17 protein-coding genes are annotated in these 16,833 nt (G+C 71.0%); 9 read left to right on the top strand and 8 right to left on the bottom strand.

What is annotated here, in order from left to right; genetic code table 11:
• The first annotated feature begins 172 nt into the window (after positions 1 to 172).
• The 5 genes from xseA to ACIPJ2_RS12170 all read left to right on the top strand — a co-directional run bounded on the left by xseA (position 173) and on the right by ACIPJ2_RS12170 (position 4,633).
• Positions 173 to 1,411, top strand: coding sequence for an exodeoxyribonuclease VII large subunit (gene xseA / locus ACIPJ2_RS12190; RefSeq protein WP_281267140.1), 1,239 nt, complete (start codon positions 173 to 175; stop codon positions 1,409 to 1,411).
• Between the two features lie 97 nt (positions 1,412 to 1,508).
• The gene (locus ACIPJ2_RS12185) at positions 1,509 to 1,772 is read left to right on the top strand and encodes an exodeoxyribonuclease VII small subunit (protein WP_402729041.1); all 264 of its coding nucleotides are present in this window, start codon (positions 1,509 to 1,511) and stop codon (positions 1,770 to 1,772) included.
• A complete protein-coding gene (locus ACIPJ2_RS12180; RefSeq protein ID WP_402729040.1) occupies positions 1,769 to 2,407 on the top strand; it encodes a DUF4245 domain-containing protein in 639 nt (212 codons plus the stop codon). Before ACIPJ2_RS12185 ends, ACIPJ2_RS12180 begins: the two co-directional genes overlap by 4 nt.
• A 46-nt stretch (positions 2,408 to 2,453) precedes the next feature.
• Complete coding sequence (locus ACIPJ2_RS12175) at positions 2,454 to 3,068, top strand: carbonic anhydrase (protein WP_402729039.1); 615 nt, start codon at positions 2,454 to 2,456, stop codon at positions 3,066 to 3,068.
• A 125-nt stretch (positions 3,069 to 3,193) separates the two neighbouring features.
• Positions 3,194 to 4,633, top strand: coding sequence for a class II fumarate hydratase (locus ACIPJ2_RS12170; RefSeq protein ID WP_402729038.1), 1,440 nt, complete (start codon positions 3,194 to 3,196; stop codon positions 4,631 to 4,633).
• A 204-nt stretch (positions 4,634 to 4,837) separates the two neighbouring features.
• Here ACIPJ2_RS12170 and ACIPJ2_RS12165 read toward each other — a convergent pair whose 3' ends face one another.
• The 3 genes from ACIPJ2_RS12165 to ACIPJ2_RS12155 form a co-directional block, all read right to left on the bottom strand.
• On the bottom strand, positions 4,838 to 6,142 hold the full coding sequence (locus ACIPJ2_RS12165) for a PhoH family protein (protein WP_281267673.1): 1,305 nt from the start codon (positions 6,140 to 6,142) through the stop codon (positions 4,838 to 4,840).
• 431 nt (positions 6,143 to 6,573) lie between these two features.
• Positions 6,574 to 7,707, bottom strand: coding sequence for an aminotransferase class V-fold PLP-dependent enzyme (locus ACIPJ2_RS12160; RefSeq protein WP_402729037.1), 1,134 nt, complete (start codon positions 7,705 to 7,707; stop codon positions 6,574 to 6,576).
• 89 nt (positions 7,708 to 7,796) lie between these two features.
• Complete coding sequence (locus ACIPJ2_RS12155) at positions 7,797 to 8,582, bottom strand: isoprenyl transferase (protein WP_402729036.1); 786 nt, start codon at positions 8,580 to 8,582, stop codon at positions 7,797 to 7,799.
• A gap of 75 nt (positions 8,583 to 8,657) precedes the next feature.
• Between ACIPJ2_RS12155 and ACIPJ2_RS12150 the strand changes: the two genes are divergently transcribed.
• Entirely contained in the window at positions 8,658 to 9,398 is a 741-nt protein-coding gene (locus ACIPJ2_RS12150) for a hemolysin III family protein (RefSeq protein WP_402729035.1), read from the top strand.
• A gap of 225 nt (positions 9,399 to 9,623) precedes the next feature.
• Here ACIPJ2_RS12150 and ACIPJ2_RS12145 read toward each other — a convergent pair whose 3' ends face one another.
• Together ACIPJ2_RS12145 and mca are read right to left on the bottom strand one after the other, a co-directional pair.
• Positions 9,624 to 9,905 carry a hypothetical protein gene (locus ACIPJ2_RS12145; protein ID WP_402729034.1) on the bottom strand — a complete coding sequence of 94 codons (282 nt, stop codon included), beginning with the start codon at positions 9,903 to 9,905 and terminating at the stop codon, positions 9,624 to 9,626.
• Positions 9,902 to 10,792 (bottom strand): mycothiol conjugate amidase Mca, encoded by an 891-nt coding sequence (gene mca, locus ACIPJ2_RS12140; protein WP_402729033.1) that lies wholly within the window; start codon positions 10,790 to 10,792, stop codon positions 9,902 to 9,904. Before mca ends, ACIPJ2_RS12145 begins: the two co-directional genes overlap by 4 nt.
• A 56-nt stretch (positions 10,793 to 10,848) precedes the next feature.
• Here mca and ACIPJ2_RS12135 point away from each other — a divergent pair, with 56 nt between their 5' ends.
• Positions 10,849 to 11,358, top strand: a complete 510-nt coding sequence (locus ACIPJ2_RS12135) for a DUF4307 domain-containing protein (protein WP_281267131.1) — start codon at positions 10,849 to 10,851, stop codon at positions 11,356 to 11,358.
• Between the two features lie 75 nt (positions 11,359 to 11,433).
• Complete coding sequence (gene greA, locus ACIPJ2_RS12130) at positions 11,434 to 11,922, top strand: transcription elongation factor GreA (protein WP_402729032.1); 489 nt, start codon at positions 11,434 to 11,436, stop codon at positions 11,920 to 11,922.
• A 92-nt stretch (positions 11,923 to 12,014) separates the two neighbouring features.
• Here greA and ilvA read toward each other — a convergent pair whose 3' ends face one another.
• The gene (ilvA, locus tag ACIPJ2_RS12125) at positions 12,015 to 13,262 is read right to left on the bottom strand and encodes a threonine ammonia-lyase (protein WP_281267129.1); all 1,248 of its coding nucleotides are present in this window, start codon (positions 13,260 to 13,262) and stop codon (positions 12,015 to 12,017) included.
• 46 nt (positions 13,263 to 13,308) lie between these two features.
• A complete protein-coding gene (locus ACIPJ2_RS12120; RefSeq protein ID WP_402729031.1) occupies positions 13,309 to 14,568 on the bottom strand; it encodes an AI-2E family transporter in 1,260 nt (419 codons plus the stop codon).
• 93 nt (positions 14,569 to 14,661) lie between these two features.
• Here ACIPJ2_RS12120 and ACIPJ2_RS12115 point away from each other — a divergent pair, with 93 nt between their 5' ends.
• Positions 14,662 to 15,927, top strand: coding sequence for a winged helix-turn-helix domain-containing protein (locus ACIPJ2_RS12115; RefSeq protein ID WP_402729030.1), 1,266 nt, complete (start codon positions 14,662 to 14,664; stop codon positions 15,925 to 15,927).
• Here the strand turns inward: ACIPJ2_RS12115 and ACIPJ2_RS12110 are convergent.
• A complete protein-coding gene (locus ACIPJ2_RS12110; RefSeq protein WP_402729029.1) occupies positions 15,924 to 16,826 on the bottom strand; it encodes a M48 family metalloprotease in 903 nt (300 codons plus the stop codon). The two genes, ACIPJ2_RS12115 and ACIPJ2_RS12110, sit on opposite strands and share 4 nt — an antisense overlap.
• Positions 16,827 to 16,833 lie beyond the last annotated feature (7 nt).

Genomic DNA, 16,833 nt, shown 5'->3' with positions numbered 1-16,833 from the left:
TTGGTGATCGTCACGTCCCCGATGATAGGTGAGCGGGACCGACGGGGCCTGGGCGCGGGCAACGTCCGTGTCCGGCGGCGCCTGGGCACGGGTGTCACCGGTGTCCGGCGGCGCCTGGGCGCGGGTGTCACCGGTGTCCGGCACCATGGGACGGCACCACGAGGAGGAGCGCATGGCGATCGAACAGGGACCACCGACGGCCGACAACCCGTGGCCCGTCGCGCTGCTCGGCGCGAAGATGCGGGACTGGATCGACCGGCTCGGCACCGCGTGGGTCGAAGGCGAGATCACGCAGTGGAACGTCGCGGGCGGCAACGTGTACGGCAAGCTCAAGGACGTCGAGGTCGACGCCACCGTGTCGTTCTCCATCTGGTCGAGCGTGCGCTCCCGGGTGCCGGCCGACCTCAAGCAGGGCGCCCGGGTGGTCGCCGCGGTCAAGCCGAACTACTGGGTCAAGGGCGGCTCGCTGACGATGCAGGTCGTCGAGATGAAGCACGTCGGCCTCGGGGACCTGCTCGAACGGCTCGAACGGCTGCGGCGGACCCTGGCCGAGGAAGGCCTCTTCGACGTCTCCCGCAAGAAGCGGCTCCCCTTCCTGCCGCACCGCATCGGGCTGGTCACCGGCAAGGACTCCGACGCCGAGAAGGACGTCAAGCGGAACGCGCAGCTCCGGTGGCCGCAGGTCGAGTTCCGCACGATCCACGCAGCCGTCCAGGGCGAGCGTGCCGTGACCGAGGTGACGGCCGCCATCCAGGAACTCGATGCCGACCCCGAGGTCGACGTCATCATCGTCGCCCGCGGTGGCGGCGACTTCCAGAACCTGCTCGGCTTCAGCGACGAGGGACTGGTCCGGGCAGCGGCGGCCGCGACGACCCCGATCGTCTCGGCGATCGGCCACGAAGCCGACCGCCCGATTCTGGACGAGGTCGCCGACCTGCGCGCCTCGACCCCGACGGACGCCGCGAAGCGGGTCGTGCCCGACGTCGCCGAGGAACTGGCGAACGTGCGGCAGGCCCGGGCCCGGCTGGGGCTCCGGCTCTCGCACACCCTGTCCGTCGAGGCGGACCGCATCGCCGCGCTGCGCTCCCGTCCGGCACTCGCCTCCACGGCGTGGCTCGTCGACACCCGTGCCGAGGAGGTGGCACGAGACCTCTCCCGGGCGCGCGAGCTCCTCGACCGTCGCATCGAGCGCTCGCACGCGGACGTCGGGCACCTGACCGGACGCCTCCGTGCGCTCTCGCCGCGGGACACGCTCCGGCGCGGGTACGCGATCGTCCAGACGGCCGACGGTGGCGTCGTCCGGGCCGCCGCGGACCTCGACGGCAGCACCGGCGTCCGCGTGACGCTCGGTGCCGGGACGGCGACGGGCACGCTCGAACCCGAGGGGCCGGGGCCCGACGGCGAGGGCTGAGCGTTCCCCACAGGCGGGGGATGTCGACAGCCACGGCGTTCTCCACAGGCGCAGCCTTCCGACGAACGCGTCGGTGGACCCTCGGTAGGATCGAGGGGTGTCATCCGAGGAACAGCCCGAGACTGCCCCGAGCGGGCAGACAGACGTCCGGTCCCTGAGCTACGAGGCCGCGCGCGACGAACTCGTCCGCGTCGTCAACGAGCTCGAACAGGGCTCCGCGACGCTCGAGCGCTCGCTGTCCCTCTGGGAGCGCGGCGAAGCCCTCGCGGCACGCTGCGAAGAGTGGCTCGTCGGAGCCCGTGCGCGCCTCGACGCCGCCCGCGCGGCCAGCGACGGTGACGCTGCCGAGGCGTCCCGGTGACCGATCCGGAGACCGGCCGCCCGGTCGTCGCCGAGCTCGGCCGCCCCGAGACGGCCGAGGAGACCTGGGCACGCAAGGACTCGGCGCGCCGTGCACGCCGGCAGCACCAGACGGCCTTCAACCTCGTGCTCGCGCTCATCGCGTCGCTCGGCATCGTGGTGTTCCTGGTCGCGGTCGTGGCACGCCCGGACGGCGCCGTGGACCGCAGCGTCGACTACCAACAGGTCGCCGCCCAGGCGGACGTCCCGGGGGTCACGCTCGCTGCGCCGGAACTCCCCGACTCGTACAGCGCGAACCGCGCCGACTACAAGGACAAGGCCGCCGACGGCGTGGACGTCTGGACCGTGGGTTTCCTGACGCCGGACAAGCAGTACGTCGGCCTGCAGCAGGGCATCGACGCCAACCCGACCTGGGTGGCGAACCAGCTCGACCAGCACGCGGCGACAGGTTCACGGTCCATCGGCGGGACGAAGTGGACCGTGTACGACCGCCGTGCAGAGGGCAAGGACGCCGGCAACCAGGCGTACTCCCTCGTCGCGACCTTCGGCCGGAACACCGTCGTGCTGGCCGGCACCGCCGACGACGCCTCGTTCCGGAAGATCGCCGCCGGCGTCGCGAAGCAGCTGAGCGACTGATCCAGGCCGAACCCGTCACCCGAAGCAGCACCGAGGAGCCGAACCCATGACCGACCGCGCAGCGTCCACCCCAGCCGACGCCCTCCGACTCCTCGTCGAGGGCAACGCCCGGTTCGCGGCCGACAAGCGCCGCACCGGCCGCATCGACCCCGACCGCCGCAACGAGCTCGCCGGCTCGCAGGCGCCGTTCGCGGCCGTCCTCGGGTGCTCGGACTCCCGCGTGCCGTTCGAGCACGTCTTCGACGCGGGCATCGGCGACGTGTTCGCGATCCGCAACGCCGGGCAGATCGTCGACGACGTCGTGCTCGGGTCGATCGAGTTCGCCGTCGTGGCGCTCGGCACCCCGCTGGTCGTCGTCCTGCGCCACACCAAGTGCGGGGCGGTGGCGGCGGCACGATCCGGCGAACCCGTCCCGGCGCCGCACCTGCAGGCGCTCGTGGACGCGATCTCGCCGAGTGTCGAGCGGGTCAGGGCGACCGACGCCGACCTGCCGCAGGAAGCCATCGGCGCCGCACACCTCGAGTCCACCCTCGGCGCGATCCTCGAGCGCTCCGGCGCCGTGTCCGACGCCATCGCCGAGGGTAGATTGGCCGTCGTCGGCGCGACCTACGACCTGACCACGGGCGAGGTCAGCATCGACACCGTCGTCGGCCAGGCCTGACGACGGGCCGCCGCCGGTCCGACGGACACCGGCACGGCACACGAGCCGCGGCGATCCACCGCGACCCGAACGACACCCCGGGCGCGACCGCGACCGGCAGCACCACCAGGAAGGACCACGACGACGTGACCGACACCACCGCGACGACACCCACCGCCTCCGGCACCGAACCGACCACCGACGACGGTTTCCGGATCGAGCACGACACCATGGGCGAGGTCCGTGTGCCCGTCTCGGCGCTCTACCGCGCCCAGACGCAGCGCGCGGTGGAGAACTTCCCGATCTCGGGCACCGGGCTCGAGTCGGCGCAGATCGTCGCCCTCGCGCGCATCAAGCGTGCCGCGGCGATCGTCAACGGGCAGCTCGGCATCGTCGACGGGGCCGTGGCCGACGCCATCGTCGGTGCCGCGGACGTCATCATCGCGGGCGAGCACCACGACCAGTTCCCGGTCGACGTCTACCAGACCGGCAGCGGCACCTCGTCGAACATGAACATGAACGAGGTCCTGGCGACCCTGGCGTCCCGGAGCGGCACGGCCGTGCACCCGAACGACCACGTCAACGCCTCGCAGTCGTCGAACGACGTCTTCCCGACCTCGGTGCACGTCGCCGTGACGGACGCCCTCATCCGGTCGCTCGTCCCGTCCCTCGAGCACCTCGCCGAGTCCCTCGAAGCGAAGGCCACGCTGTGGGCCGACGCCGTGAAGTCGGGCCGCACCCACCTGATGGACGCCACCCCGGTGACCCTCGGGCAGGAGTTCGGCGGGTATGCGCGGCAGATCCGCCTCGGCATCGAGCGTGTGAACGCCACGCTCCCCCGCGTCGCCGAGGTCCCCCTCGGCGGCACCGCGGTGGGCACCGGCATCAACACGCCGAAGGGCTTCCCGCAGCAGGTCATCGCCCAGCTGGCGGAGGACACCGGACTCCCGATCACCGAGGCCCTCGACCACTTCGAGGCCCAGGGCGCCCGTGATGCCCTCGTCGAGGCATCCGGCGCGCTCAAGGTGCTCGCGGTCAGCCTGACGAAGATCAACAACGACCTGCGGTGGATGGGCTCCGGGCCGAACACCGGGCTCGGCGAGCTGCACATCCCGGACCTGCAGCCGGGGTCGTCGATCATGCCCGGCAAGGTCAACCCGGTCATCCCCGAGGCGACGCTCATGGTCGCGGCACGGGTCATCGGCAACGACGCCACCGTCGCATGGGCCGGCGCGTCCGGCGCGTTCGAGCTCAACGTCGCGATCCCGGTGATGGGCACCGCGCTGCTGGAGTCGATCCGTCTGCTGGCGAACAGCTCGCGGGTCCTCGCCGACAAGACCGTCGACGGGCTGCAGGCGAACCTCGAGCGTGCGCGCGCCTTCGCCGAGTCCTCGCCGTCGATCGTGACCCCGCTCAACCGCGTCATCGGGTACGAGGCCGCTGCGAAGGTCGCCAAGCACGCCGTCGCCGAGGGCATCACCGTGCGGGAAGCCGTGGTCGCGCTCGGCTTCGTCGAGCGCGGTGAGGTCACCGAGGCGCAGCTGGACGAGGCGCTCGACGTGCTCTCGATGACGCACCCGAACTGATCCGCGCGACCCCCTCACGGACGGGAGGCCCGGTGCCAGCTGGCACCGGGCCTCCCGTCCGTCTCGGCTCGGTTCGTGCGCCGCGCCTCCGTCCTCGACCCGCAAAAGCGACAGATCACCGCAGACACCCTGCGGTGATCTGTCGCTTTGGCGAAGGACTCGGCCCGTCGATCGCGGGATCTGTCGCTTTGGCGAAGGACTCGACTAGACCAGGTCGGGCGAGTCCAGCATCTCCGTCACCAGCGCGGCGATCGCGGAGCGCTCGGAACGCGTCAGCGTGACGTGCGCGAACAGCGGGTGTCCCTTCAGCCGCTCGATCACCGACGCGACCCCGTCGTGCCGTCCGACCCGCAGGTTGTCGCGCTGCGCGACGTCGTGGGTGAGCACGACGCGGGAATTCTGCCCGATGCGGGAGAGCATCGTCAGCAGGACGTTCCGTTCGAGCGACTGGGCCTCGTCGACGATGACGAACGCGTCGTGCAGGGAGCGCCCGCGGATGTGCGTGAGCGGGAGCACTTCGAGCATGCCGCGTTCCACGACCTCGTCGAGGACGTTGTCGGACACCAGCGCGCCGAGCGTGTCGTAGACGGCCTGCGCCCACGGGTTCATCTTCTCGCTCGCGTCGCCGGGGAGGAAGCCGAGCTCCTGCCCGCCGACCGCGTAGAGCGGCCGGAACACCATGATCTTCTTGTGCTGCTGCCGTTCGAGCACGGCTTCGAGTCCGGCGCAGAGCGCGAGCGCCGACTTCCCGGTGCCGGCGCTGCCGCCGAGCGAGACGATGCCGATCTCCGGGTCGAGGAGCGCGTCGATCGCGAGCCGCTGCTCGGCGGAGCGGCCGCGGAGCCCGAAGACCTCGCGGTCGCCGCGCACGAGGGCGACCGAACCGGCGGTGTGCACCCGGCCGAGACCGGATCCCCGTTCGGAGTGGATGACGACGCCGGTGTTGACCGGGACACCGTCGAGCTGCGACGACCGGATCTCCTCCTTCTCGTACAGGTCGGACATCTGCTCGCCGGAGACCTGCAGCTCGGCGATGCCCGTGTACCCGGAGTCGACGGCGAGTTCGGCGCGGTACTCCTCTGCCGCGAGGCCGATCGAGGCGGCCTTGACGCGCAGCGGGAGGTCCTTCGATACGACGACGACATCGAGCCCGTCGTTCGCGAGGTTCGACGCGACCGCGAGGATCCGGGAGTCGTTGTCGCCGAGCTGGAGGCCGGAGGGCAGGACGGACTGGTTCGAGTGGTTCAGCTCGACGCGGAGCGACCCGCCTTCGCCGACCGCGACCGGGAAGTCCAGGCGTTCGTGCTCGATGCGGAGTTCGTCGAGGATCCGGAGGGCCTGCCGGGCGAAGTACCCGATCTCCGGGTCGTTGCGCTTGGACTCCAGTTCGCTGACGACCACGACGGGCAGCACGACGGCGTGCTCGTCGAAGCGGAACAGGGCCCGCGGATCACTCAACAGCACCGAGGTGTCCAGCACGTAGGTGCGCTGGTCCGTGCCGGTCGACACCGCGGCGGAAGCCGAGGTCGACGCTGCTGACGAGGTTCCGTGGGAGACGTTCTGAGAGGTCACGACCACTCCATCCCCGGGCCGCACGCGACCCGGTCCTTAGTCCTCGACACGGCCACGGAGCGGGTCCCGAAGCACCATCTGTGGCCGCTTCGATCGGGCGCGGTGCCCGATGCGGCAAAGCTACGACGGCCCTCTGACAGCGCGCGAGCGACACGCGGATTGCTCGGTTACGTTCATGTGAACGCGACCTGAGCGCGCGATGCGATCCCCGGGCTGGGCCGATCGATCCGGCCGGTCCCGCGAAAGCGACAGTTTCCCGCCACACGCGTGCGGGGAACTGTCGCTTTCGCGGGACGGACGGCTCCCCCGGGCGAACGGGTGTCGCTCTGGCAGCACGGACGGACGGGGCTGACGCGCACGCGCGCGCGTCAGAACGAGGTGGCGTAGGAGATGCAGGCGTCCCGGAACATGTCGAGCGTCTCGTCCGTCGTCGACGCGAACACCGACACCCGGACCGTGCCGAGTCGGGTGCTCGCCGTGACGCCGTGGTTGTGCAGCGCCGCCGACAGCGCGGTGAGTCGTCCCTCGGCGGGCCGGAGCACGACGATGCCCGCACGCTCGGCCGGGTCGCGGCTCGACTCGACCTCGAGCCCGAACTCGTCCGCGATCTGGAACACCCGCTCCACGCGGTCCGCGACGCGCTCCTGCACGGCGGACACCCCGACCGCGGTGAGCCGCTCGAGGGAGACCGCGAGCCGCGCCTGAGCGACGGGGTCGATCCGCGTCATCGTGAAGCCGGCGGCTCCAGGACGCACCGACGGCACCTCGACCGGCCACCCGGTCGTGCCGTGCGGGCCGGACAGCGCCGGCTGCAGGCGGCCGAGCGCACGGTCGCTGAACGACACGAACCCCGTGCCCCACCCGGCGTGCAGCCACTTCTGTCCACCGGTCGCCACGACGTCGGCGGCCTCGTACGGGGCGTCGACGACGCCGAAGCCCTGGATCGCGTCGACGATGAGCAGACGGTCGCCGATGACCTCGCGGATGCCGGCGAGGTCGGCGAGGTACCCGGTACGCCAGTCCACGAGCGACACGGCGACGGCGGTGATGTCATCGGCGCCGGAGTCGGCGGCCGCGGCGAGTCGTGACGCGACCAGCGACGGCGTCACCCACCCCGCGCCGGACTCGATGACGACGGGGCGCACACGGCCCCCGGTGGCCGACGCGGCACTCGCCAGCGCCAGCGGCATCGAGGGGTACTCGTCCGCGGCGACGAGCACGCCACCGGTCAGCCCGAACGCGGTGTGGAGCAGCCCGGGCGTCGTCGCGGTCTGCGACACGACCTGCTCCTCGCGGACGCCGACCAGCCGTGCAGCGACGGCACGGACGCGGGCGTCCTGCTCGTCGAGCGTCTCCATCGCGCCGAACCGCATGTGCTCCTGGATGGTCCCGAGGACGCGCTGCTCCTCGAGCACGGCGGTCTGCACGGGCCCGAAGGCGGCGTGGTCGAGGTACCCGGGATCCTCGGCGAAGCCGGCGGCGTACTCGTCGATCGTGGTCACAGCGGACACCTTTCACAGGAACAGAACCCTGTGAGTGTACTGGGACCCGGGTCAGCACCCGAATCGACGCCGGAACGCGCGCTGACGCCTCAGCCGCCGAAGCGCCGCGACCGACGCCCGAAGTCGCGCACGGCCCGGAGGAAGTCCACCTCGCGCAGGTCCGGGTAGAACGCCTCGACGAAGTAGAACTCGCTGTGCGCGCTCTGCCACAGCATGAAGTCCGACAGGCGCTGCTCACCGGAGGTGCGGATCATCAGGTCAGGGTCCGGCTGCCCCTGCGTGTACAGGTGGTCGCCGATGAGCTCGGGGGTCAGCACCTCGGCGAGGGTGTCGAGCGTCCCACCGCCTTCCCCGTGCGCGCGGACGATGCTGCGCATGGCGTCGGCGATCTCCCGCCGGCCGCCGTACCCGACCGCCAGGTTGATGTGCAGCCCGGTGTTGCCGGCGCTCCTGGCTTCCGCTTCCGACAGCGCCGCGACGAGTTCGTCTGGAAGCCCGTCGTTCGAACCGACGTGCTGCACACGCCACGTGCCCTGCCGCGACAGGTGATCGGCCAGCGCGGCGATGATGCCGATGAGTTCCTGGAGTTCGTCGCCGCCGCGGCCCTTGAGGTTGTCCGCCGACAGCAGGTAGAGCGTGACGACCTGCACGTCGAGGTCTTCGCACCAGGTCAGGAACTCGGGGATCTTCGCCGCGCCTGCCCGGTGTCCGTGCGCGGCGGTCTCGAGGCCGAGCTGCTTCGCCCAGCGGCGGTTCCCGTCCACGATCATCGCGACGTGCTTCGGGGTCGGCGCACCGTCGATCTGCTTCCGGATGCGCTGCTGGTAGGCGCGGTAGAGGATCCCGCGTCCTTCCCGTCCCAGCCTGCCGGTCACGCAACGACTGTAGTGCACGGCTCCTCGGTGCGGACTCCCAGCCGTCCGGGTGCCGGCCGGACATATCGTCGGAGGATGCAGCACGACCGGGACAGCGACACCCTCCCCCACGTCCCGTTCACGGAGGAAGCGGCGGACGAGGCCGCGGAGGAAGCGTCGCAGGCAGCCGCGTCGGCCGTCGAACCGCGTCCGGCCTGGCGCGGCTGGATCCACCTCGGCACGTTCCCGTTCGCCATCGCGATGGGCATCGTGCTCGTCTCGCTCGCTGCGAGTCCGGCAGCGAAGGCCGGGTCCGCCGTGTTCATGGCCACGTCGCTGATCATGTTCGGCGTCTCCGCGACCTACCACCGCTTCCCGTGGGGACCGGTGGTCAAGAAGGTCCTGAAGCGGATCGACCACACGAACATCTTCCTGCTCATCGCCGGCACGTACACGCCCGTGGCGGTGTGCGCCCTGCCACACACGCTCATGCTCGTCGTGCTCTGGGTGATGTGGGGCGGCGCGCTCCTCGGCATCGCGTTCCGGGTGTTCTGGATCGGCGCACCGCGTTGGCTCTACGTGCCGCTCTACCTGGCACTCGGCATGGCTGCGCTCGGGATCCTGCCGCAGCTCTTCGCGGCGAGCGTCCCGATGACGGTGCTCGTGCTGTCCGGCGGGCTCGCGTACGTCGTCGGCGCGCTGGTCTACGGCTTCAAGCGGCCGAACCCGTCCCCGACCGTCTTCGGGTTCCACGAGGTCTTCCACGCGCTGACGGTCGCCGCGTTCGCCGCGCAGTGGGTCGGCATCCTGCTGGTGGCCCTGCACCCGGTCCGCTGACCGCGCACGACGAGCTCGGCACCGCGCGCGTTCCCTCCCACAACGCGTGCAATAGGAAGCCGGATCGCGCGTAGGAGGCCGGAACTTCCGACCTCCTACGCGCGATTCGACCTCCTACGCGCGATTCGGCTCGCTACGCGCGATTCGGCCCGACAGGCGCGGAACGGCGGACGGGAGGCTCGTGGCGGGGTCCGGCAGGGGCCTCCAGGCCGGTGACCGGTCCCGTCAGCCGCGTTCGGTGTCGTCCGCGACGTCGGTGCGGACCGGCTCGTCGGAGCCGCCGACGTCCTCGCCACGGGCCTCGGCCTCGAGGCGCTCCCGGATCTCCGCGCGGTAGCGGGTGCGCCGGATGCGGCGGGTCATGTCCACCACGAGCAGGATCGTCAGGACCGCGATGACCGCGATCGCGATGAACCCGGCGACCCCCGGCGTGACGTCCACGTCGGGGACGGCCGAGGTCGGGCTGGGGCTCGGGGTGACGGCGAGTACTGCCGCGATGGTGCTCACGCGTTGACGTCCTGTTCCGGTGGGATCCCCGCGAAGAGGTCGGACTCCGGCAGGTCGGTGGGCACGCGTGCCTCCACCAGCTGGTAGTCCTCGGTCGGCCACACCGTCGCGAGGAGGTCGTTCGGCCAGTAGAAGAAGGGGCTGTCCGGCGGCACCTGGCTGGCGTGCGCACGGAGTGCGGCGTCGCGGGCGTCGAAGTACTCGTGCACGTCCACGTGCGTCGTCGCGAGGTCGGGCCGGTCGGCGAACCGCTCCACCCATTCGCCGAGCTGCTCGAGGAGCGGGCTGTCCGGCTCGCGCTCCCTGAGTGCCTCGTAGAACGCGGTGAAGCGGCGCGGGTTCATGGTGCGCTCGTAGTAGAGCTTCGAGATCGACCAGGGTTCCCCGGCGTCCGGGTACTTCGCCGGGTCGGCGGCGTCGCGCCAGGCGGCCACGGAGACCTCGTGCGTGCGGATGTGGTCGGGGTGCGGGTACCCGCCGTTCTCGTCGTAGGTGACGAGCACGTGCGGGCGGAACCGACGGATCACGCGGACGAGGGCCTCGGTGCTGTACTCGAGCGGGACGGTGGAGAACGTGCCGGGTCGCACCGTCTCGCCCTGCTCGGCGTCGGGCAGTCCCGAGTCGTGGTAGCCGAGCCAGACGTGGTCGATGCCGAGTGCCGCCTGCGCAGCCGCCATCTCGCCACGGCGGTAGCCGGCCATGTCGCGGTGCGCGTGGCTCGTGGCGGGTTCGCCGAGGTGGTCGTTGAGGATGTCGCCGGCCTCGCCGCCGGTGCAGGAGACCACGAGGACCTGGTCGCCGTCGGCCACGTACTTCGCCGAGGTGGCCGCTCCCTTGCTCGACTCGTCGTCGGGATGGGCGTGCACGGCCATCAGGCGGTAGGGCACCGGACGTTCCTCACTGCTGGCGATCGGGATGCACGTCGCGCGCATCGGGGGTGCGGGTGGCGCACGGAGAGCGTGAACTACCCTGGGATCAGGATAATCACCCCGGGAGCCCCGAACTGTCCGAACAGCTGAACCCGACCCCGTCTGGCCCGACCGCGTCTGGCCCGACCACCACGGCCACCCTCGACGACCGCTACGGCCGCACCCCCGGGCGCACCCGTCGCACCCGCACGATCGCCATCGCCGCGGCGGCCGCGATCGTCGTCGTGTTCGGCGCCTGGGTCATCTGGGCGGGCCCAGGGCAGACCTCGCACGGCCTCGACACCGAGGACGTCGGCTACGAGATCCTCTCGGCACACAAGGCCGTGGTGCACTCGCAGGTGTCGGTGGATCCGGGCACGAAGGCCGAGTGCGCCGTCCAGGTGCTCGACAAGTCGTACACGATCGTCGGCTGGAAGACGGTGTCGCTGCCCGCCGCCACCGAGCGCTCTCGGTCGATCTCGACCGAGGTGAACACCACGACACGCGGCGTGACCGGCTTGATCCACACCTGCTGGGTTCCCTAGACTGCCCTGATTCGCCTGACGAGATCGACCGCTCCGGTCGGTCTCGTTCTTTCATGGCCGAAGGGATTGACTTTCATGAGCAACGACACGCAGGCCACCTGGCTCACGCAGGAGGCGTTCGACCGCCTCCAGACGGAGCTCGAGGAGCTGAGCGGCGAAGGCCGTGCCGAGATCGCCCGCCGCATCGAGGCCGCTCGCGAAGAGGGCGACCTCAAGGAGAACGGCGGCTACCACGCTGCGAAGGACGAGCAGGGCAAGATCGAGGCCCGCATCCGCGTGCTCACGAACCTGCTGAAGACGGCGACCGTCCGCGAAGCCGAGTTCGACGGCACCGTCGAGCCGGGCACCGTCGTGACGGCGACCATCGCGGGCGACTCCTCGACGTTCCTCGTCGGCAGCCGCGAGATCGTGGCAGAGGGTTCCGACCTGACGGTCTACAGCCCCGTCAGCCCGGTCGGCGCCGCGATCGTCGGCCTCCGCGCCGGCGACGCCACGACGTACACCGCGCCGAACGGCAAGGACATCGCCGTCGAGGTGACGAAGGTCGAGCGCTACGAGCCGTAGGCTCGCGCCCCCTCACGAACAACGCGCCCCGTCCTGACGGGGCGCGTTGTTCGTTGCGGGGCGCGATCCGCGCCGCTGGCCGGACGGGAGGCTTAGTGCAGCAGCTGCTCCGGGCGGAAGCCCGCCTCGTGGAGCCGCTGGATGACCTCTTCGGCGTGCTCGGGGCCGCGGGCCTCGATCGACAGGTCGAGGGCGACCTCGTTGATGACGAGCCCCTGCCCGTGCCGGGTGTGCAGGACCTCGACGACGTTCGCGCCGGCGTCCGAGATGACCTGCGAGACCCGTGCGAGCTGCCCCGGGCGGTCCGGCAGCATGATCCGGATGCCGATGTAGCGCGACGCGGCGACGAGACCACGGGTGATCACGCGTTCCATCATGAGCGGGTCGATGTTCCCGCCGCTCAGGAGCACGACGGTCCGACCGGTGTCCTTGACGGCGCCGGCCATGATCGCTGCCACGCCGACCGCGCCTGCGGCCTCGACGACCAGCTTCGCGCGCTCGAGGAGCACGAGCAGCGCCCGGGCGACGTCGTCGTCGGAGACCGTGACGATCTCGTCGACGAGGTCGCGGATGATCGGGAAGTTGAGCTCGCCGGGTCGGGCGACGGCGATGCCGTCCGCGATCGTCGGCGTGGTCTGGATGGTCACCGGCTCCCCGGCGTCGAGCGAGTCGGGGTAGGACGCGGCGTTGGCCGCCTGCACGCCGATCACGCGGATCGTGCGGCCGAGACGCTCGGCGAGTCCCTTCACCGCGATGGCGATGCCGGCGATGACGCCGCCGCCGCCGATCGGGACCACGACCGTGTCGACGTCTGGGACCTGGTCGACGATCTCGAGCCCGAGGGTGCCCTGTCCGGCGATGACGTCGGGGTGGTCGAACGGCGGGATGAACACGGCACCCGTGCGGGCGCCGAAGTCCTTGGCGGCCGACAGTGCTTCTTCCACGGAGTGGCCGCGGAGGACGACCTCGGCCCCGTAGTGCCGGGTCGCCTGCAGCTTCGGCAGGGCGACGCCGACCGGCGTGAAGATGGTCGCCGGGATCCCGAGCTCACGGGCGGCGAGGGCGACGCCCTGGGCGTGGTTGCCGGCGCTGGCGGCGACGACGCCCTTCGCGCGCTGCTCTGGTGTCAGCGCTGACAGGCGGTTGTACGCCCCGCGCACCTTGTACGCACCGGTGCGCTGCAGGTTCTCGCACTTCAGGTGCACGGGCGACCCGAGGAGCTCCGCGAGGAACTGCGACGTCTCCATCGGGGTCACGCGCGCCACGCCCGCGATGGTCTCCCGCGCAGCCTCGATGTCGGCGAGCGTGGGGGCCTGGGGAGGAGCGCTGGTGTCGGTCACTCCCCCATCATCGCCGGTGCGGGGCCCCGCCCGCGAACCGATGACGTCAGTTGGTGCTGGCGGTGCCGTCAGCGGCCGTGGGCTCCTTGTCGCTGCCGGGCGCCGGGACGTCGTCCAGCGTGGTGTGCCGGCGACGGCGGAGGAGCTGGATCTTGCCGTGCTGCCCACGCTTGGGCGTGGCCTCGAGCACGTGGTCCGAGTCGAGTCGACGCCACCGGCCGCTCGCGATGGTGGTGACCATCGCGTTCACGGTCGCGATCAGGGGGACCGCGAAGAACGCGCCGGCGATGCCAGCGAGACCGGAGGCCGCGGTGACGCCGAGGACGACCGCCAGGGGGTGCACCTTCACCGCGTTGCCCATCACCAACGGCTGGAGGATGTGTCCCTCGATCTGCTGCACGAGCAGGACGACCGCGAGCACGAGGACCGCGGCGATCGGTCCGTTGAAGATCAGCGCGACGAAGACCGCCAGGAACCCGGTGACGATCGCACCGACCACGGGGATGAACGCCCCGAGGAACACGAACGCGGCGATCGGGATGACGAGGGGCATGCCCCCGAAGAACAGCCCGACGATCCAGGCACCGAGGCCGATGCCGACGGCGTCGACGAACGCGACGAAGATCTGCACGCGGATGAAGCTCGTCAGGGTGATCCAGCCGGCCACCCCGGCACCGTCGACCGCTGCGCGCGCCTTCTTCGGGAAGAGACGCACGGTCCAGCGCCAGACGTTCTTGCCGTCGATGAGCAGGAAGATCGTCGTGAACAGGATGATGAACAGGGCCTCGAACACGTGGGTCGCACTCGACCCGGCGCTCGCGACGCCGGAGAGGATCGACCCGGAGTTGTCCTGCAACCACTTCGTGGCGTCGTCGAGCCAGCCGTTGACGTCCTTCTGGGTGATGCCGAGGCCGGAATTGAGCACGAAGTCGCGGATGTTCGCGTACTGCGAGAGCGTCCGGTCCCGGAGCGACGGGTAGGACGCGATCACCTGGTCCACGACGAGCCAGATCAGGCCACCGAGCGCGGCGATGCCGGCCAGCAGGCTGACGATGACGGCGATCCACTTCGGGACGTGGTGGCGCTGCAACCAGTTCGAGAACGGGACCAGCAGCGCGGAGATCACGATGCCGATGAGGAACGGGATGAGGATCTCGCTGAAGATCGTCATCAGCCAGATGAAGAGCGCGATCACCCCGACCACGACGAGCACCCGCCAGGACCACGCCCCGGCGATGCGCATGCCCACCGGTACCGAATCCTCGACCACGGGGTCGGGATGAGTCTGTTTGCGTCCCCATGCCATGCCGCGAGTGTATCCGTGTGTCGCCTGACAGGTTCCAGATGCGGCATATACGTCGGCAGGTGGGCGTCGGTGGCGCTCACTAGGGTCGAGGACATGGTCAGGACCACGCTCTCCGCTGCCGAGTCCCGGCGCGTCGTACTCGCTGCGCAGGGCTTCGGGCGGCCGCCGGCGGACACCGTCGTCACCAGGTCGCTGAGCGCGGGGATCAACCGCCTCGGCCTGCTGCAGATCGACTCGGTCAACGTCTTCGAGCGGAGCCACTACCTGCCGCTGTTCGCCCGGCTCGGCCCCTACGACCGCACCGCGCTCGATCGACTGACGTTCGCGAAGCGCGGCCCGTACCTGGAGTACTGGGCGCACGAAGCCGCGTTCATCCCCCGGGACGACCTCCGGCTGTTCCGCTGGAAGATGGACGCGATGCGCGAGCGGGACGCCGCCCCGGTCCGTGTCGAGCACGTCACCAGGACCGAGTCCGTGCGGCGCGAGCTGCACGCGATGCTCCGTGCCGAAGGGCCGATGCCCGCGAGTGCCGTCGAGCACGAGTCGAACGTGCGCCGTGGGCCGTGGTGGGGGTGGAGCGACGTCAAGCTCGGGCTCGAGCTGATGTTCCGCTGGGGCGACGTGGTGAGCGCGGGGCGATCGGGCTTCGAGCGGGTGTACGCGCTGCCGTCGCAGGTGCTGCCGGCCGGGTTCCTCGAGACGGCGCCTGCTCGCGCGGACGCGATCCGCGAGCTCGTCGGCCGGGCATCACGCGCGCTCGGTGTCGGCACGCGTGCGGACATCGCCGACTACTACCGGTTGCGCTCGGACGACACCGCGGCGGCCATCGCCGAGCTGCAGGACGCCGGGGAACTGCTGCCCGTGCGGGTCGAGGGCTGGCGGGAGCAGGCGTGGATGCACGCCGACGCCCGGGTCCCGCGCACGATGACGACCAGTGCGGTGCTGAGCCCGTTCGACCCCGTGGTGTGGTTCCGGCGACGTGCCGAGCGGATGTACGGGTTCCACTACCGGATCGAGATCTACACGCCGGCGCCGAAGCGGGTGTTCGGGTACTACGTGCTCCCGGTGCTGCAGGACGACACGCTCGTCGGCCGGGTCGACCTGAAGAGCGACCGGCAGCGCGGGGTCCTCCGCGTGCGGACGGCCTGGCAGGAAGACGACGCCGTGCTCGATGCGGATCGCCTGGCAGACACCCTGCGCCGGGCAGCGGCGTGGCAGGGGCTCGACGGCATCGAGGTCACCGATCGCGGGACGGCCGCCCGCGCACTGGCGGGGGCGCTCGGCGTGCCGCTCGTCCCGCACGTGGCGGCCGACGACGCGGACGCCCCCGAGCCCGCCGCGGCCGACGCGACCGTCTAGAAGCGGTCCTGATTCGCGCGGAGCCGCGCGATCCGATCCGGCAGCGGCGGGTGCGTCGAGAACAACCGGTCCATGAGTCCGGGCCGCATCGGGTCCGCGATCCACAGGTGCGCCATGGAGGAGTTCTGCGTCTGCATCGGGCGACCGTGGGCCCCGAGCTTCTCGAGCGCCCGCGCGAGGCCCTCCGGGTGCCGGGTGGTGAGCGCACCGGTCGCATCGGCGAGGTACTCGCGCTGCCGGGAGACCGCCGCCTGCACGCCCATCGCCGCGATCGGGGCGACGAGCACGGCGACGAGCCCGGCGATCATCAGGATCGGGTTCGCACCGCCGCCGTTGTCGTTGTTCCGGTTCCGCCCGCCGGTCAGTCCGCTGAAGATCGAGATGCGCAGCAGGACGTCCGCGATGAGGCCCACGGCGACGACCAGCCCGAAGACCATCGTCGACACCCGGATGTCGTAGTTCCGGACGTGTCCGAGCTCGTGCGCCATCACGCCCTGCAGCTCCTGGTCGTCCATGATCTCGAGCAGCCCGGTGGTGGCGGCGACGACGGCGTGCTCCGGGTCACGGCCGGTGGCGAAGGCGTTCGGGGACGGGTCACGGATGACGTAGACCCGGGGCATCGGCATCCCGGTGGCGATCGCGAGGTTCTCGACCGTGCGCCAGAGCCGGGGTTCGGTGTTCCGGTCGATCTCGATGCCGCCGGCGATGGCGGTCGCCTGGCGCGAAGCGGTGAAGTACTGCAGGACGGCGTACCCGATGGCGACGACGAGCACGATCACACCGATCGAGACGTTGCCCGCGAGGTACCCGCCGAGGAACCCGAGGGCGCCGATGATCAGCAGGAAGACGAAGACGATGACGACGGTGTTGCGCTTGTTGCGCGCGATGGCGCTGTACATCTGCGGG

The organism is Curtobacterium sp. NPDC090217, assembly GCF_044746705.1.
Lineage (GTDB): Bacteria > Actinomycetota > Actinomycetes > Actinomycetales > Microbacteriaceae > Curtobacterium.
Note: the sequence above shows the minus strand (reverse complement) of the source record. Positions and strands in the feature narration are given on the sequence as shown.

What these genes read in the sequence shown, in the direction of transcription:
- xseA (WP_281267140.1), top strand. Translation starts at nt 173, where the DNA reads ATGGCGATCGAACAGGGACCACCGACGGCCGACAACCCGTGGCCCGTC.
- ACIPJ2_RS12175 (WP_402729039.1), top strand. Translation starts at nt 2,454, where the DNA reads ATGACCGACCGCGCAGCGTCCACCCCAGCCGACGCCCTCCGACTCCTC.
- ACIPJ2_RS12150 (WP_402729035.1), top strand. Translation starts at nt 8,658, where the DNA reads ATGCAGCACGACCGGGACAGCGACACCCTCCCCCACGTCCCGTTCACG.
- greA (WP_402729032.1), top strand. Translation starts at nt 11,434, where the DNA reads ATGAGCAACGACACGCAGGCCACCTGGCTCACGCAGGAGGCGTTCGAC.
- ACIPJ2_RS12120 (WP_402729031.1), bottom strand. Translation starts at nt 14,568, where the DNA reads ATGGCATGGGGACGCAAACAGACTCATCCCGACCCCGTGGTCGAGGAT.
- ACIPJ2_RS12115 (WP_402729030.1), top strand. Translation starts at nt 14,662, where the DNA reads ATGGTCAGGACCACGCTCTCCGCTGCCGAGTCCCGGCGCGTCGTACTC.
- ACIPJ2_RS12110 (WP_402729029.1), bottom strand. Translation starts at nt 16,826, where the DNA reads ATGTACAGCGCCATCGCGCGCAACAAGCGCAACACCGTCGTCATCGTC.